Origin of the sequence: Flavobacterium sp. LAR06 (assembly GCF_041946075.1) — a bacterium.
Taxonomy (GTDB): Bacteria; Bacteroidota; Bacteroidia; order Flavobacteriales; family Flavobacteriaceae; genus Flavobacterium.
Genome location: NZ_JAUTYT010000002.1, coordinates 355,579 through 373,571 on the forward strand (window position 1 = coordinate 355,579; position 17,993 = coordinate 373,571).

Here is a 17,993-nt window from a genome sequence, read left to right on the forward strand (position 1 = left end):
TAGCTTTTAAATAAAAAAAGAGGACCTAAAAAAGTCCTCTTTATAAATTATAATCTTGATGGATTACTCACTATCAGCTTCAACCAAATCCTCAACATTTTCGCCCATATCTCCTACGGCTACTAATTCTGGTTTTGATCCTTTAAGCGCATTGAATCTTTCGATTTGCTCCAGGTCCCCTTCTTCTCCACTGAAATATGGAAAAACATCCATAATTGGCGATTCTGAAATGGCCGGGATAGTATAATCACCCATTGTACCTTTCATAACCGAAACAGTATTATCATAGGCTTCTTTTACGTCATTTGCCTGAACTAACAAATACATATTGGTTTTGCGTTCTTTTCCGCTTTCTTCATCAAAAGCAATTAAAGAGACTTTTGATTTAAACCAACGATCCGCATTTTCAAACGGATGAATCTCAGCATAGTTCGCTACTTTTATGTTTGTGATTTTAAATTCTTCACTAACATAAGCCGCCATTTCTTCATTAATTCTGCTTTCGGCTTCTGTATAGGATATTGCATCTACCAAATAAGGTTCTGTCGTAACCTTTTGTCCACCAATATCATCTGTTTTTCTATATTTTACTTTGCATTCGTACCAAACTGCGCTCATTTCTATTTAATTTAAGGATGTCAAAGATAGATTTTAACGCAAATAAAATCGATTAATTGCGAAATAGATATTCACAATTTGAGTTAAATTTTGGTATTGAATTACTCGCGTTTTTTAAGTTACTATTTATCAAACAGTAAGGCATAAAGGAATCATAAAATTGCGAATTAACTTATAAATATTTAATAAATTTGTGATAGCTAAATCCTATAAATGAGAATATTAGATTCTGATTAATTTTCTAAAAAAGAGTAACCAAAAACAAATTTATCGGATGACCCAAACTGCTAATAACCTTAAATACCACTACGATGAGACTATCAACATTTTTAACCGAACAAGGTTATGATTTAATTGAAGGGCCAGTTAGAAATCATAAACCACTACAATTATGGCTGAAAAAACCTTTTGATGAGGCTCAGCTTTACTACGACAATATCGGCCACGCTTTTAAGAGCGATATTGTATTGACCGAAATTGAAAATGCAGCCCTAAATGTCGATTATACCAAAAAAGATGAGTACGGATTTAATATCGGAATTACACTTTTGGGGGAAATTTTAAAAACGCTTGGACTTGGAACAATCGGAATTACATCAAAAATACAATCTGGAAAATCGGTAACGATTAGTTATAGCAATTCGATTACCAAAGAATATACGATTGGGAATCTTGAAGAGTATTTTTACGGTGCTGATTTTCTGCATCCGAATCCTTCCCTTCTAAAAAACATCAATCAAAATTATCTTTTGTTGACAACAGGAACCGTTTTTGCTCAAAACCTTGTGGTCGATATTGAAACTGATTTTACCTTAAATGCCGATTTTGTTGCCAGCCTTAATGACGTCGCCGATGGTAAACTTGATTTCTCGACAAGCAATCTGAATAAACTAAAAATGACATCGAACATCGGTATTTCTTTTCCGATTGCAGTAAAAGCAAGCCGAATCGATTATGACAGAAGCCGATTTAAAAAATTAATTCAGGTTACGGATACTAATAATATATTTTAATGCATTAATTAATCTGATGTAAAAAATGCGCAAAAGGTCTAAATAGTTTTGTGCATTTTCTTTAAGCTTAATTCCTGTTTCGTTGCGAATAATTATCTTCATTATAATTATCTTCGAAAGCTCAATAACCCTTTAATATGACTAAATCTTTTTCTGAAACCAACCTTAATGGTTACACTTGCGCTTGTTGTAATGAAGCCTTTGATGAAATGCCTTTATGTTTTGGTGCTGAATTTCCTGCTTATTATTTTTCAATTCCAATTGAAGAAAGAGAACAACGAATTGAATATGGTGGCAGCTGGTGTTATGTCGATGAAGAGCATTTCTTTCACCGCGGAAGATTGACCATACCTATAATCGATTATCATGAAAATTTAGTTTTTAATGTCTGGACTACAATAAGTGAAGCTAATTTTTGTGTGCGAATGAATTTATGGGAAGATTCAAATCGAGTTCATCAGCAACCCTATTTCGGCTGGATGCAGACCGATGTTCCAACGTACGGCAAAACAATATCATTAAAATCAATTGCAATTGAACAAGAATTGGGATTGGTTCCTGAAATAAAAATGATCGAAGAAAATCATCCTTTGACTATTGATCAGGAAAACGGAATAACCTTTGAAAAAGCCGTTTCTATCGTCAATGAAATTATGAAAATACAGCACGGTAAAAACTAAAAGAAATTTTATTAGATTTACGCAACTAACCTTAAAACCAAAAAAATGAGAACATTAGAGCAATGGTTTGCAGAATATGCTGTAAGTCATCAAAACCCGAAAAATAAAGCTATTCACTATGTTTGCGTGCCTGCTATTTACTTTTCGATAGTGGGTTTATTGATGAGTATTCCGAGTGGAATAATTGCCAATACTTTAAAACTAAACGCTCCCATTATCGAAAATTGGGCCGCTGTTATTTTAATTTTTGTACTCGTTTTTTATATTCGATTATCAGTTGCAATGGCTATTAAAATTGCTATTTTCTCTGCTATTTGTTTGGTGGTAAATTATTATATCAGTCAATTTGTACCGTTATGGATGTTCTCTATTGGCGTGTTTGTCATCGCGTGGATTGGGCAATTTTACGGACATAATATTGAAGGGAAGAAACCTTCGTTTCTAAAAGATCTTCAGTTTTTAATGATTGGCCCTGCCTGGGTTGTAGAGAATTTGTTTTCGAGAAAATAAGTTTTTGAATACTGAGGTATGGCACGCGGATGAAGCGGGTTAGGGCGGATTTTTTCTAACTTTTATTTTTACAAATTGAGCATAAATAACTAGTCTAATTTATAGCATATTATAACATTAAAAAATGAGAATACTTTTAATCTTTATTTTTCCATTACTAGTTCTTACCACCGGAGATACCATTAATTGGAAAAGAAACATGTCACTTAATGAAAGTGACTTCTACTCGTTAAACAATTTTGAACTGAAAGGCAAAGTAAAATCCGTTAAGAATTATACCAGCATTTTTAAAAACGAGGAAAAAAATTTAGACAAAATAGATCCCTTAAACATTAATAAAAACTTAAAAGTTGGTCTGCATGATCAACTTTTCTTTGATACCAGGAAACTTCTAACTTCTAAGATTAATTATATAGTTGGTACCAATCAAATATTTTCAGAACACCATTTCGTATATGACAAAAATCTAAATATCATTAACATAGAAGAAAAAAAAGGTTTTGGCATACGTTATAAATATGACAGCCAAAACAGAAGAATTGAAAAGAAATTATATGCAACGGATAAGGAAGTAGTCGAAATAACGTCATTTTTATATGACGTTGAGCATCCTTTGTCTGTGTTAAAAGACATGAAACCACTGGCTAGAGATCACTATGTCAATTTTGTACATTATAACGAAGACAATCAGCAAGTTGATACAAAGCAATATTTACTGGAAACAACTGCAAGATATGTGGGAGAAGAAAGTATAAAATACAATAAAGACGGATATTTTTTAGAAACTTTAGTTCATGGCTCAAAGGCTGACAATCATTATATAGTGAAGTACAAATATACTTATGACGATAAGAACACTATAACAAGCTATATTCATGATGATTATGAAATTTGCAAAAATATTTATCTCTTTGACAAACAAGGAAATTGGATTTTAAAGATTAAAGGATCGGATATAAATAATTATGTCTATGTCTCTAAAAGAGAAATTACTTACTATCCATAAATCACTTTTCTTCAGAAACTAACTCAAAATTTTTCGAGCCAAATTCTTCGTTAGAATGAGAATACAACATGTACACGTTCACTTTCAAATAGTCACAAAATAATCTCTAACTTTATCTTCCTAAAAACCAAATCGATTGGTCATGAAGATAAACAACAAAGAAGTTAAAATCGAAAGCTTTGATATTTTTACCTATCGGAGAATACGTCGTGCTATTGGGTATTTAGGCATCAGTCTTCCGATCCTTTTAGTAGGTTTGTCTTATATCTCTTTTTTTAAAACGCCGCTGCAACCTTCAATCAGTAATTATTACTACACCAATCTCAGGGAAATTTTTACCGGAACTTTGGCTGCTGTGGGATTATTTTTAATCCGGTACAAAGGTCATGGTAATGCTTCTATTTGGAAAAACGACAACCTATTAACCAATATTGCCGGAATTATGGCGATTGGTGTAGCATTTTTTCCTATGAATCCGGAAGATTTTAGTTTTAAAATTTATACTTTGATTCCGTATGCTGAGAAGTGGCTGGGCTGGCTTCATTATGGTTTTGCGGCGCTGCTCTTTCTTATTATGGCTTTATTGGCCATCAACGTTTTTACAATTGGTCAGGAGAATGAAACCAGAGACCCAAAAAGCATGTTAAACGAAAATAATATTTACAGATTTTGCGGTTATTCGATTATTGTTTTTGTGATTCTGGTTCCCATTTCTGAAACTTTTAAACTGTTCCGATATTCTACTTTAATTCTAGAAGCTCTTGCCCTATTTGCTTTTGGAAGCGCCTGGCTGATTAAAGGTCGTGCTTTAGGCGACAGTGGTAAAATTGGTAAAAAACTATACCAGGAAAATAATCCTGTGGATACTGAAAAGGTTTTTGAAGAATAGTTGCTTGGTTGTTTAGGGAACCGAAAGTAAATTTCAATGGTACGTTTTTTGGATAAGAGAAGACAACTATTTCGATTATAAGTCATTATTAATTTATAAATCTATTTTTATCATGAAAGTAACGTATTACGGACATTCGTGTTTCTCTGTTTATTCCAATGGAAAACATATTCTTTTTGATCCTTTTATTACACCAAACGAACTGGCAAAAGATGTTGACGTCGACGCCATAAAAGCAGATTATATTTTTATTTCACACGCACATTACGACCATATTCAGGACGTTGAAAGAATCGCCAAAAATACCGGAGCCAAGGTTCTTGGTAATTTTGAAATTTATGGCTGGCTTTTAAAAAACGGAATCGAAAACGCGCATCCTATCAATCCGGGCGGGAAATTTGACTTTGATTTCGGGAGAGTAAAATGCGTGATTGCACAACATCCGAGTAGTTTTATGGATGGAAGTTATGGCGGAATTGCCTGTGGTTTTGTACTTACAACTTCAGACGGAAATTTCTATTATAGCGGCGACACAGCCCTGACTTTAGACATGCAGATCATTCCGAAATTTACTAAACTTGATTTTGCTGTCTTCCCAATTGGCGACGGTCTCACCATGGGAGTTGAAGAAGCTATTGAAGCTTCAAGATTGGTTGGAGTCAATAAAATTCTGGGCGTACATTACGATACTTTTGGTTTCATTGTAATGGATCATGAAAAAGCGATGACAGATTTTACAAATGCCAATCTACAGCTTTATTTGCCAAAAATAGGCAGTACAATAGAGATCTAATTTTTCTAAATATCGCTAAAGTACCTTTCCCTTAGCGAAATAAAATAAAAACCAAAACTATTAAATCGCTCCATATCTCAAAAAACACAGGATTATAAATATTTTAACCAAGGCATTAAAATTGTTTCTGGATTAGTTGTAAACCAAAATTCAAAGACAATGAAAACATTAAAAATCTCATTTGTTTTTTTGATGCTTATAACAAATTTATATACTATGAATGCACAAAAAATTAGCGCGCTGAATTCAACCACCGAGTTTGCCGATGTTCCAGGACGTAAAATTGCCTATCGCTCTATCGGGCAGGGAATGCCAATTATTTTAGTAAACCGTTTTAGAGGTACACTTGATACCTGGGATCCTTTGTTTTTGGACCAACTTGCCGAGAATTATCGTGTCATCACTTTTGATTACAGCGGAATTGGTTATTCAACCGGAACTTTACCAACCGATTTAAAAGAGGTTGCCCAAGATGTAAAGGATCTGGCTGATTTTCTAAAAATAAAAAAAACAATCATCATGGGTTGGTCTTACGGAGGATTGGTAACTCAGGTAGCCACACTCCTATTTGATGATCTTATTACCCAAACGGTTTTATTAGGAACAGGGCCTCCGGGCGAAAGAGTCGTTCCATTAGGACAAGCATTTCTGGATGCTGCCCTAAAACCTGTAAACGATTTTGATGATGAAATTGTGTTATTTTTTGAACCTTCGTCAGAAGCTAGTAAAATAGAAGCCAAAGCATCGCACGACAGAATTGCCAAACGAATTGATGTTTCAAAAATTCCGTCCACTATGGATGTTTTTCAGCTTTATTTTCAGGGAAGTGCCGGTTTAGCCGAAGATAAAGATGATTTTAAAGGAAAACTGAAAACAACCAAAACACCGATTTTAATCATTTGCGGAGATAATGACATTAGTTTTGCAGTCGAAAACTGGTATCCTTTAACGCAGCAATTGCCAACAGCACAACTTATTGTTTTTCCGCAAACCGGACATGCACCGCATCATCAGCATGTGAATTTGGTGGTAAATTATATTCATGCTTTTCTGGAAAATTCGAAATAAAATCGGAATACTATAAACTAGGGAAATGATATTTCTTTTGAAAACGAGTCCCCTAGCTCAGACAGAAGCGGCATCCTTTTGTTGTGGGGTTCAAAACAAAAGATATAGCGGATGGCTGGAAACAGCTCCTTAAAAAACTACTAAAAATTAAAAAAAACTTCTTTATAAGACTTTTTATAAAGAAGTTTTTTTATTTGTCCCAACCTTTTTATAAAAATAGTACTCTATAGTAATAGAGAAGTTTCTTCTGGAAAACTTAAAACTATATTTTATGAAAAACATACTTCTAATTTCGCTGTTATTCTTCGGATTTTTTACTCAGGCTCAAAGTCCGCAATTGAATGTAAAAGGTAAAGATTCTTCTTTAGTCCGACTAAACCAACTTAAAGTTGCCGTAAAAATCGTAGGCAATATTGCGTATACGACAACTGAAATGCATTTTTATAACGGAACCAATCGCCAGATGGAAGCCGAGTTGCTATTTCCGTTGCCGGAAGGAGTTTCGGTTTCAAGATATGCGATTGACATTAACGGGAAAATGCGTGAGGCAGTTCCCGTTAACAAGAACAAAGGCAAACAGGTTTTTGAAGCCGTTGAGCATCGTCGTGTTGATCCGGGATTACTCGAAAAAGTAGAAGGAAATAATTTTAGAACCCGCATTTATCCTCTAATGCCGGGCAAGGAACGTATTGTAATTATTGGATACGAACAGGAATTAAGCAGTTTTGATGCAACACATTTATCGTATCAAATGTTGAGCAGTACTTCCGGGAAACTGGATGTTTTTGAGTTGAATGTCGCGGTTTTGGGGGCAACTGCGGCACCAACCATTGCTAATGATGAAGGAATTCTGGCATTGGAAAATCAGAATCAGTCTTATGTGACTTCAGTTAAAAAAGTGAATTATCAGCTTAAGGATAAATTAGTTATTACGATTCCGATTCGTGCTGAAATTCCGAGTGTCGTGGCTCAGAGTGTTAACGATCAGCATTATTTTTATGCCAATACTATTTTGGATAATCCTAAAATTCTAAAGAAAAACCCAGCTACTATTGGTTTGATTTGGGATGTTTCGCTAAGCTGCAAAAACCGAAACGCCAAGAAAGAACTGCAATTGCTTGCCGCCTATTTTAATCAATTAAAAAACGTATCGGTGACTTTGTATTTTGCTGGTTACAATTTTGAAAAAAAGAGCACTTATGCAATTCAAAATGGCGATTGGTCTGCCTTGAAATCAGTTTTAGAAAATGTGGTTTATGATGGCGGTACCCGATTCTCAAAAATCAAATTGCCGGTTCATGACGAATATTTATTCTTTACAGACGGATTATCTTCTTTGAGTGCAAACGTATTAACAACGACCAAAAAACCGATTTATACGATTAGTTCGCTTGGTTCCTCAGATTATGCTTTTCTGAATTATAATGCGATAAAAACAAGTGGAAATTTTATCAACTTAAATGAGTTAAAAATTGAAGAGGCTTATGATAAATTGATGTACCAAAGCTTGAAATTTCTTGGAATCAAAGAAAATTATCTGGTAACTGATTTATATCCAATGGCCGGAACACCGGTTTCAGGAAGTTTTAGCGTTGCCGGAATTTCACTGAAAAGTAAAAATGATGTCGTATTGCTTTTTGGGTATGATGAAAAACCTGTTTTAGAAAAAACAATTCATATTGATGCGACAATTCCGGTTTCGGGCGAAATTAGTATCGAAAAATTATGGGCGCAAAAGAAAATAGCCAACCTTGAAATTCAGTACAAGACAAACGCCGATGAAATTGAAGCGCTCGGAAAACGATACGGAATTGTAACGCAAAACACTTCGCTTATTGTTCTGGAGAGTCTGCACGATTATATTCAATATGACATTATTCCGCCTGCCGAATTAAGAGCAGAGTTTGATAACGTCATGAAGCAGCAAATGGCGAGCGCTCAGGCAAAGAAATTTAGCAATTGGGAGAATGTAGCCAGCTATTACGAACAGCTTAAAACATGGTGGGATAAGAATACTAAATACAATATTCCGAAACCAGTGCCTGTGCCAAAGAATCCAAAAACCGGAGCTAATGTAAATGGGAACGTGAGAGGAATTGTCTTAGATCAAAGTGGCATTCCACTGCCTGGTGTTAATGTTACTATAAAAGGCACTCAACTAAGTACAGCGACAGATTTTGATGGGAAATTTAGTCTTAATGCAGCTTCCGGACAAATTCTTGTCTTTTCTTATATCGGAATGAATACTCAGCAAGTTACAGCCGGAAGAACCCGAAATTATAGAATAACCATGACAGATAATTCAGGGGCTCAATTAGAATCAGTTGTCGTTACTGCAATGGGAATAAGCCGAAGCCAACGAGATGATGTTGAAGAGGACGAAGAAGCAGATAAAAAAGAAAAAAGAAGATACACTACTTCTTCTGCCATGATGGTTCGCTCTGAAAGTATTACACTTCCAGCTCCAAACGCTCAAAAAGCATTGGCTGGACAAGTTGCGGGAGTTGCTGTTGGTACCGGTACCGCAATTGCTGCTGATAATGCTATTCAGAATCAAAATGTGGTAGATTCCAATCTGGATGTTACCGTTGGTTATTCCAGTTTTAATCAGACAAAAACAAACATCTGGAATCCGGACAGAATTTATTTGAAAGCATTAGCCAATGCTCCGGCAGAAAAAAGATACAGTGTATATCTTGAATTGCGCGCCGACCAAATCAACAATCCGAATTTCTATTTTGATGTGGCGAACTACTTTTATGACAATGGCGACAAAGAAAAAGCCCTGTTAGTATTGAGCAACATTGCCGATTTAGGTTTAGAAAACCATCAGTTATACAAATCACTGACTTATGTATTACGCCAGTGGGGAACGTATGAAGATGCCTTGTTTACTGCCAGCCAGGTTGCAAAATGGAGAGAACAGGAACCACAGGCACATCGTGATTTGGCGTTGACTCTTGAAGACAATAAACAATATCAGGCGGCTTTTGATGAATTGATCAAAGCCTTAGAAGTTAATTATTTCGGCGAAATGAGCGGTCAATATTCTGGTGTTGAAGACATTATTCTAATGGATTTGAACAGAATGATTCAGGAACACAGCAGCATTAAAACAGACAAACTGGACAAAAAATATTTAAACAAAATGCCGGTTGCCATTCGCATTATCCTAAACTGGAATCAGATGGATACGGATATCGATCTTCACATCATAGAACCAACCAACGAAGAATGTTATTACGGACACAGAGATACTGAAATAGGTGCTCGTTTCTCTAAAGATTTCACAGAAGGTTATGGTCCGGAACAATATTTATTGAAAAATGCTGTTAAAGGAAAATACATCATCAAATCAAATTATTTCGGCGAAAGAACCCTTACCGAAAACGGCCCAACAACCGTTATGGTTGAAGTGTATACTTCTAAAAACGGTATTACAGAACGAAAATTACAAACGATTCAACTAGGTAAAATCAAAGAAAATCAAAATCTGGCAGAAGTTGTGATTGATTAATTATATAATTCATTTTACTAAAAAAGGTTTTAATTGACATAGGAAAGTATGTTTATTAAGGCCTTTTTTCTTGTTTCTATTTTTGTTTTGGAGCAGAAAAATTTTGTTTTCAAAACACGTTTTGTCCCGCTATCCCTTTCAATCTTTTGTCCCGAACACCGGGACAAAAGGATTTCCAGTCCGTCCTATCGGGGCTAAATTAGAAGTTTTTGTTTTTTCGAGAAATGTATATCCAAAAAAAATATAAATAATTTCTTATTCTTTCCTATCTTCGTTATTAATTATTTTTTGAAAATGTAATAAAAAGGATAATTCACACACTTATAAAACACTGAAAATCATGGAAAATAAAAAAGTAGTCAACTTTATCTTTTGGATTTGTGCAATCATCTTAGGCGTAACATTATTTAAGCAATTCGATTTTGAAACTTTTAAATTTGAGAAGCCAGCACTAGCAGTTATTTACTTCTTGTGTTTTGCGTTTTCAGTTTTTATTTTGGTGAAGAATTCTAAAAAGGGATCTGAGAAATAGGAAAAACTAGTTCTGATAAATATAAGCGCATTGGATCAGGAACTTCAAATTAACAAAAACCAGTAGGGAATTTTTTGAACTAAAATATGAAAAAGCTTGTATGCCTATTACTATTTATATCTTTTTTTAGCAAGCTATCCTATGCTCAAGACAAAAAAGAAGCTATAAATGACTTTTTACAAACAATCGTTCCCGATTTTAATCAAAAAATATTTCTCATTCAAGAGATGACCAGTACGAATCATGTAATTGATATTTTTAAAGGAAAAATGTCTAAAGATTCACTAACCAATGAATATAAAAGAGACGACAGAGAAGAAATAAAACCGCCTCTTTATAATGAAGAAGATTGGGCAGAAATGAAAGAAAAATATTCTCACAAAATCGAAAAACACAATTCATGGGTTGCTAATGATTTTAATTATAAAAATGTTGAGTTCTTCTCTTCTCATTTATTTATAGAATTTATTATCAATCATTTCGAAAAACATCTTCCAATCACAAATGTTTTTTCTTTTTCAGAACCTATCTATTATAGGGCTAATAAGTATTTAGTTTTTAAAGTTGGTCAGGGAACCACTGAATCAATTAATGGTTTAACCGACAATTATTTAATAATCATGAAAAATGAAAATGGAAAATGGATCGTAATTAGTAAATCTTACCAACTTGACATGTTTTATTAGACTTTACAAAATTTTATGTTTTAACTTTAAACTTATAAAAGAAAAATAACACATAACAGCAATTTAAAGATTAATCCAACCAAATAGTAAACATTATGAAAAAGTTACAATTCAAAGTAAGCATCAATGCACCTGTGACCAAGATATATGATTTTATGCTTGGCATTAACAATAAATCAACATATGAACAATGGACTGCCTTGTTTAACCCCACCTCTACCTATGAAGGAAGTTGGGACAAGGGAAGTAAAATGCTGTTTATTGGTGTAGATGAGAAGGGAGAAAAAGGCGGTATGGTTTCCAGGATAGCTATAAATATTCCCAACCAATTTGTCTCTATTCAACATTATGGGCTTTTAAAAGCGGATAAGGAAATAACAGAAGGGCCAGATGTAGAAAAATGGGCAAACGGATTTGAAAACTATACCTTCGAAGAAAACAATGGCATTACAACTGTTACTGTTGACTTAGACACAGTAGAAGAATTTTTAGATTACATGAACGACCACTATCCAAAGGCTCTTGACAAGCTGAAAGAAATTTGTGAAAAATAACCATTAAAAAAGCCTGAGAATCTGGATTCTCAGGCTTTCCTTTTTATAGTGATATTGAAGCGGAATTTAGCAACGTTGAACCAACCCTTTTGCAAGAATATTTTATATCTTCAAAAAAAAAATCAGCAATTAAAAATCAAACATTCAGAATGAAACATTTTTTTTCAATTATAGCACTATTTATTTTAATTAGCTGTTCAAGTCCTAATGCAGAAGAAGTTGAAAATCCAGCTACTCAAACCCCAACAATTCAAAGCATTTCGACTAGTTCAACTAATATAGGCGATACTATTATAATTAATGGACAAAACTTCAACCCAATTTCAACTTACACTATTACATTTAATGGTACTAATGGTCAAATTACTCAAATTACTGCATCTGCTATAAGCGTTATAGTTCCGGTTGGTACAACTTCTGGTCCACTTCAATTAACTGTAGATGGTGTAACAGTTAATGCAGGTTATATTTCTATAATTGGTCAAAATCGTCTATTCGCCTGCAAACAAAACAGAGAAATTGTTGAATTAAATTCTGTAACAGGTATAGAAACCAAAATCCTGGTATATAGTACAGGATATAATTATTTAACTGAGTTAAAATATTTTGCTCCAACAAATGAAATTATTGGACAAGGAATTATTTTAAATAGCAATGGAAGTAATACTTACAAACTTTTTAAAGTAAAACTTGCAGACAATACTATAACAGAAATGACTTATGCAGGTTATGACCAATTGATCGTAACAACAACAGGAAAATTATATGGGTACAAATTGTATCAAGGTATTATTGAATTAAATCCAAATACAGGTTCCGAAATTGGAAGCTTAATAAATACAGGAAGCGATCAACTTTACGGATTAATTTACAATGCTCAAACAAACGAAATAATGGGAGATAAAGGTCTAATTGACAATAATGGAAACAACATCCATAAACTTTGCAAGATAAATCTTTCGGACAATTCAATAACTGAAAATATTTATTACGGCTATGACGAATTAATTCCTGCAACTAATGGAAAATTATATGCCTATAGAGCAACTAAAAGAATAGTTGAACTCAATCCTGCTACTGGCACAGAAATTAAAACTTTAATAAATATTAGTGCCGAACATATAAGTCTTCTCACTTATTATCCACAAACAAATCAAATAATTGGAAAGAAAATTATATATAATAATGGGATTGCCACATATAAACTTTTAAAATTAAACCTAACAGATAACTCATTATCTGAAAATAACATTATTAAGGATGATTACGACTATTTTATTGTAACAAATTAAAACAATCATCCAGCAGCAGTAGCTGTTACACCACCTCAAAAAAGGTTTTTTTAAAATAAATCCTAAAACCAACCTTGTTTTGATTATTCATATTCTCGTTAAGCTAAAAATACTCAGGTTCAAAACTTGCAAACGACTTACAGCCACAAACCGTTAGTCGTCATTTTGAATTTGAAAATACAAACTTGAGACGAATTTTCGAACCATAAAAAAGCCTGCAAAATATAAATTTTGCAGGCTTTTTTGTTTTTATAGTGACCCTGATGGTACAAAATTCGAACCTTTTAGAAGATTTAAAAATATTAAGTGAAGTCTAAAATTATTTATATATTAGGTTACTAATAGAGATAAAAGAAAATGGGCGACAGAATATTAAAAGACATACGCTTTTACGAAAGTGACAAACAAAATATTGAAGGACAAAGTATTCCTCAAGAGTTAGGCAAGCTTTTTATTCCAACAAAAGATACAAATTTCATAGGACAACGCATTGCACGAAAATTAAATGAGTTAAAGTTTAGTTATGGGGAATTTGATCATATTTATATCAACTTAACAACAGTCTTAAAAGAAAATGAAATTATACTTTCTAATAGAAACATTGACAAACGAATAAAATATTTAGATTTTGGTATTAACTCTGAAAATTTACAATCACTTTCCGATAGCAAAAAAAATAGCTTCATTAAATCAATAACATTTCAAGCGTTGCGAAAAATAAGTAATGATTTAAATTTAGTATTAGTAAATCAAACTGAGAAGCTTATTTCTGAGTTTGACACAGAAATAAAAATTCATTTCAAATCAAAAGAAACCAATTCTTTCAAGATTGATATTTATTATCAAATTGAAGCCGAAAACGTTGGAACAACGGCTGTAATTGAATACAAAGACAAGAAAAATAATTTTTGCAGTTCATTAAATTACAAGCTTCAATTCTATGAAGATATTTATACTTTGATTGATGTCATTAGTTTTGTAGACAACACAATAACTTTAAAACCAAAAAAATCTTTTATAGCAGACATACATAATGAAAGATATAAAACACCAATAAAATTAGAATTGATAGATTTTGAGAAAATTATCCACATATAAAATGACTACACTATAATCACGGCATTCATAAAATAATACAACTTATTAATTTTTAAGTTCAATAATTTGAGATGGTTCTAATCCCGTCAAGTTAACTTGATGGGATTTTACAAATCTACAATATTTGTAAAATATAACTTATTAAACAGTTTGAAAAAGATGTAAAAAAAACCTATTTCCTTTCGAAATAGGTTTTTTGTTTTGTGACCCTGATGGTACAAAATTCGAACCTTTTAGAAGATTTAAAAATATTAAGTGAAGTCTAAAATTATTTATATATTAGGTTACTAATAGAGATAAAAGAAAATGGGCGACAGAATATTAAAAGACATACGCTTTTACGAAAGTGACAAACAAAATATTGAAGGACAAAGTATTCCTCAAGAGTTAGGCAAGCTTTTTATTCCAACAAAAGATACAAATTTCATAGGACAACGCATTGCACGAAAATTAAATGAGTTAAAGTTTAGTTATGGGGAATTTGATCATATTTATATCAACTTAACAACAGTCTTAAAAGAAAATGAAATTATACTTTCTAATAGAAACATTGACAAACGAATAAAATATTTAGATTTTGGTATTAACTCTGAAAATTTACAATCACTTTCCGATAGCAAAAAAAATAGCTTCATTAAATCAATAACATTTCAAGCGTTGCGAAAAATAAGTAATGATTTAAATTTAGTATTAGTAAATCAAACTGAGAAGCTTATTTCTGAGTTTGACACAGAAATAAAAATTCATTTCAAATCAAAAGAAACCAATTCTTTCAAGATTGATATTTATTATCAAATTGAAGCCGAAAACGTTGGAACAACGGCTGTAATTGAATACAAAGACAAGAAAAATAATTTTTGCAGTTCATTAAATTACAAGCTTCAATTCTATGAAGATATTTATACTTTGATTGATGTCATTAGTTTTGTAGACAACACAATAACTTTAAAACCAAAAAAATCTTTTATAGCAGACATACATAATGAAAGATATAAAACACCAATAAAATTAGAATTGATAGATTTTGAGAAAATTATCCACATATAAAATGACTACACTATAATCACGGCATTCATAAAATAATACAACTTATTAATTTTTAAGTTCAATAATTTGAGATGGTTCTAATCCCGTCAAGTTAACTTGATGGGATTTTACAAATCTACAATATTTGTAAAATATAACTTATTAAACAGTTTGAAAAAGATGTAAAAAAAACCTATTTCCTTTCGAAATAGGTTTTTTGTTTTGTGACCATGACGGTACAGAATTCGAACCATTTATTGAAAGACCTGGAGATTTTGAATGACATTTAATCTTCTGGTTAGAATTTAGTATCACTTTGGTTAGAGTCCAGTTACCACTCAGCATACTAACTATAGAGTACCTAATAGCTTTAATCGTAAATAATTTTTAAAATATCAAATACATTTTCAAATAGCAGGAACAGGACTCGAATCTGTGTCTAAAATCTGAAATATGTGACAAAAGATATTTAGTTTTTTGAATTTTGGATGAATTAAATTAGATTTTAAGGTTATATTTTCTTTTTAGGAAACAATATCAAATGATTTAAATTGTTTTCTAAAAAGTTTGTATGAGCATTGCTCAATTTATCAAGCTCGTCAATATGATTTAATATACTTTCTGAGTGATTTTGTAAATAAATTAGTGCTTCTGGATTTTTCTCAAGAATACTTGCTGTTTCTAAAGAAATTTTGGATGCAAAGTCGTATGATAATAAGGATAAAGATTCATATATTTCTACCAGACCAATCAACGAAATTTTATGCTTTTCTAAAGATTGTCTTCTTTCTTTATATTTTTTATGTATTATTTTTAAATTGTGGAAATATAAATTGTTAAACGCTTTTTCATATGTTTTTTCATTTAATTCTTTTTCGTCCTCTTCAATAAATACGAGAAATCTATTTTTTAATCCATTTTCCAAATTTTCTAAAATATATGTGAAAGAATTAGAATCAATGTCGTGCATAAATCTATTTCTAAAGATCATTAGCAAATCAATACTTAGATATTCTTCCTTACTAAAGACGTTAATGTCATATAATAAATCAAGTTTATTTTTAAAAGAAATACCAGCTTTGTTGCCAAAATTTTTAGTTTGGTTTTTATCATCAGTAATAGCCAAATAACTTAAAAGTAAAGTATTTATATCTCTTTCAGTACTCAAAGAGTAATCTAAAACTTGGCTTCTTACTTTTAAATTTAAATCTTCATGCATTTTTTTATTGTTTAGCAGTTTTGAATGGATAAATTTTGAACATCAATATATAGAAAACGATAGCGCAGAATCACAAAGATAATCAGAAACAAAAAAAGCCTCGGATTTTTCTGAAGCTTTTTGTTTTTAGTTGCGGGAAGCACTCAAATATCTAAGCACTTTATTGAAGATCATTACACTATTTTAGCATCCGCATCTTAATTTTTTTTCTGCTTTTTGTTTGTATAGCTGCTCACAAATTGACAAAAAGCATTAATCAATTTTAAAAGTCTTTTTAATAGTTTGTAGTGAAAAAATTATATATTTGAAATAAATTATGTGTGAAATTTATCACACATATCTACCCTACTATGGATGACTTTATGTGGTTTTGTAACACATATAAATAAGTTAACTGCCAGTTTAAGAACTTTATGATAAAAGACATCGTACTGAAAATTATAGAAGAAAAACCGAATTGTTGTGATGACTGCATCACTAAAATTGGTGACTTCAAGAGTAGGCAACAAGTTAATAAGCGTTGTAATAAACTAGTTGAAAAAGGATTTATTTTTCGAGAAAAAAACAAATGCATTATATGTGAAAACCTTAAAATAACAAACATAATTACAAGTAGTGGCGTAAATGAATTAAACACTCTGGAAGAAAAGAAAAAGGATAAAAGATCTGCAGTTCTTGAAAAAGAAAATTTTGGAAGATTTAATATAAATTTCGAGTTCAAATGGAATTCATTATTCGAAGATGAGAATTTAGAATTTTTATTCCCAATAGATTTAAATAAAGAAGCAAAAAAGAAACATTCTTCTCCATCAGTCTATAGATGGATTTTAATAAATCCTGAAGGCAAAAAATTACAAGATGTTTATATCGGAGAAGCTTCAGAGCTTACTCGTAGAATTTACAACTATTTAAAACCAGGCGAAAGTCAAAAAACAAATTCCCGCTTAAACAAATTATTTACAGAGTTACTAAATTTAGGTTACAATATCTCGTTACAAAAGCTATCTTTTAAACCATTTTATCTTGGAGAATATGAGATAAACGAAAATTCACTTGAAAATAAATTGACTCGAAGATTTGTAGAGCATATGATGGCAAGTTATTATCTAAATGCAGGATATAATTTAATAAATGCGTAAAAAGCCTCCAGTTAATAGCTACTAGAACGGATTTGGGCAATTGGCTTAATGGAAAGTTGGTTTTCTATTTGGAGTGATTTGGCAAATCCGAAGAATGGGCTTAATTTAGTCCCAAACCCGCTGGTAGTGCCAGAAGGTCAGGCTGTGAAAAAACCTCTAAAAATTTAGGAAGTATTCGGAGGGCTACCAAAGAAAAAACTCAAATACAGGATTCTCAAGAGGGTAATTTTAGTTTTTTCACAGACTGACGTTGTAGGAAACCCCAAATCAATACTTCGGTTACAACACCTAAAAGTTGTACTTAAATGTTTCTTCAAATCTACATCTAAAAACAAACTGAATTATTACATTTG

General features: G+C 32.0%; 17 protein-coding genes. 15 read left to right on the forward strand and 2 right to left on the reverse strand.

The features are described from left to right. Positions 1–63: 63 nt before the first annotated feature. Positions 64–618, reverse strand: a complete 555-nt coding sequence (locus Q7C23_RS04660; protein WP_375031409.1) for a DUF4494 domain-containing protein — start codon at positions 616–618, stop codon at positions 64–66. Positions 619–929: 311 nt separating this feature from the next. Between Q7C23_RS04660 and Q7C23_RS04665 the strand changes: the two genes are divergently transcribed. The 14 genes from Q7C23_RS04665 (at position 930) to Q7C23_RS04730 (ending at position 15,303) form a co-directional block, all read left to right on the forward strand. Then, positions 930–1,631: a hypothetical protein gene (locus Q7C23_RS04665; protein WP_375031410.1), complete on the forward strand. Its 702-nt coding sequence runs from the start codon at positions 930–932 to the stop codon at positions 1,629–1,631. 137 nt (positions 1,632–1,768) lie between these two features. Beyond that, positions 1,769–2,311 (forward strand): DUF2199 domain-containing protein, encoded by a 543-nt coding sequence (locus Q7C23_RS04670; RefSeq protein ID WP_375031411.1) that lies wholly within the window; start codon positions 1,769–1,771, stop codon positions 2,309–2,311. Positions 2,312–2,356: 45 nt separating this feature from the next. Beyond that, positions 2,357–2,821, forward strand: a complete 465-nt coding sequence (locus Q7C23_RS04675) for a DUF962 domain-containing protein (RefSeq protein WP_375031412.1) — start codon at positions 2,357–2,359, stop codon at positions 2,819–2,821. Between the two features lie 124 nt (positions 2,822–2,945). Continuing rightward, positions 2,946–3,827, forward strand: a complete 882-nt coding sequence (locus Q7C23_RS04680; RefSeq protein ID WP_375031413.1) for a hypothetical protein — start codon at positions 2,946–2,948, stop codon at positions 3,825–3,827. Between the two features lie 142 nt (positions 3,828–3,969). Beyond that, complete coding sequence (locus Q7C23_RS04685) at positions 3,970–4,716, forward strand: hypothetical protein (protein WP_375031414.1); 747 nt, start codon at positions 3,970–3,972, stop codon at positions 4,714–4,716. A 112-nt stretch (positions 4,717–4,828) separates the two neighbouring features. Further along, positions 4,829–5,509 carry a metal-dependent hydrolase gene (locus tag Q7C23_RS04690; RefSeq protein ID WP_375031415.1) on the forward strand — a complete coding sequence of 227 codons (681 nt, stop codon included), beginning with the start codon at positions 4,829–4,831 and terminating at the stop codon, positions 5,507–5,509. Between the two features lie 159 nt (positions 5,510–5,668). Continuing rightward, positions 5,669–6,577 carry an alpha/beta fold hydrolase gene (locus tag Q7C23_RS04695; RefSeq protein WP_375031416.1) on the forward strand — a complete coding sequence of 303 codons (909 nt, stop codon included), beginning with the start codon at positions 5,669–5,671 and terminating at the stop codon, positions 6,575–6,577. A 271-nt stretch (positions 6,578–6,848) separates the two neighbouring features. Beyond that, positions 6,849–10,094, forward strand: a complete 3,246-nt coding sequence (locus Q7C23_RS04700) for a VIT domain-containing protein (RefSeq protein WP_375031417.1) — start codon at positions 6,849–6,851, stop codon at positions 10,092–10,094. Between the two features lie 340 nt (positions 10,095–10,434). Beyond that, on the forward strand, positions 10,435–10,626 hold the full coding sequence (locus Q7C23_RS04705; protein ID WP_026985683.1) for a hypothetical protein: 192 nt from the start codon (positions 10,435–10,437) through the stop codon (positions 10,624–10,626). Positions 10,627–10,712: 86 nt separating this feature from the next. Beyond that, positions 10,713–11,312, forward strand: a complete 600-nt coding sequence (locus tag Q7C23_RS04710) for a hypothetical protein (RefSeq protein WP_375031418.1) — start codon at positions 10,713–10,715, stop codon at positions 11,310–11,312. 95 nt (positions 11,313–11,407) lie between these two features. Then, complete coding sequence (locus Q7C23_RS04715; RefSeq protein WP_375031419.1) at positions 11,408–11,866, forward strand: SRPBCC domain-containing protein; 459 nt, start codon at positions 11,408–11,410, stop codon at positions 11,864–11,866. Between the two features lie 149 nt (positions 11,867–12,015). Then, complete coding sequence (locus Q7C23_RS04720; RefSeq protein ID WP_375031420.1) at positions 12,016–13,158, forward strand: IPT/TIG domain-containing protein; 1,143 nt, start codon at positions 12,016–12,018, stop codon at positions 13,156–13,158. A 357-nt stretch (positions 13,159–13,515) separates the two neighbouring features. After that, positions 13,516–14,256, forward strand: a complete 741-nt coding sequence (locus tag Q7C23_RS04725; protein ID WP_375031421.1) for a hypothetical protein — start codon at positions 13,516–13,518, stop codon at positions 14,254–14,256. Between the two features lie 306 nt (positions 14,257–14,562). Beyond that, positions 14,563–15,303 carry a hypothetical protein gene (locus Q7C23_RS04730; protein ID WP_375031421.1) on the forward strand — a complete coding sequence of 247 codons (741 nt, stop codon included), beginning with the start codon at positions 14,563–14,565 and terminating at the stop codon, positions 15,301–15,303. Positions 15,304–15,793: 490 nt separating this feature from the next. Here the strand turns inward: Q7C23_RS04730 and Q7C23_RS04735 are convergent, their stop codons facing one another. Continuing rightward, positions 15,794–16,501, reverse strand: a complete 708-nt coding sequence (locus Q7C23_RS04735; RefSeq protein WP_375031422.1) for a hypothetical protein — start codon at positions 16,499–16,501, stop codon at positions 15,794–15,796. A 413-nt stretch (positions 16,502–16,914) separates the two neighbouring features. On the opposite strand from Q7C23_RS04735, the gene Q7C23_RS04740 reads away from it, so the two are divergent. Then, on the forward strand, positions 16,915–17,640 hold the full coding sequence (locus tag Q7C23_RS04740; protein ID WP_375031423.1) for a hypothetical protein: 726 nt from the start codon (positions 16,915–16,917) through the stop codon (positions 17,638–17,640). Positions 17,641–17,993: the final 353 nt, after the last annotated feature.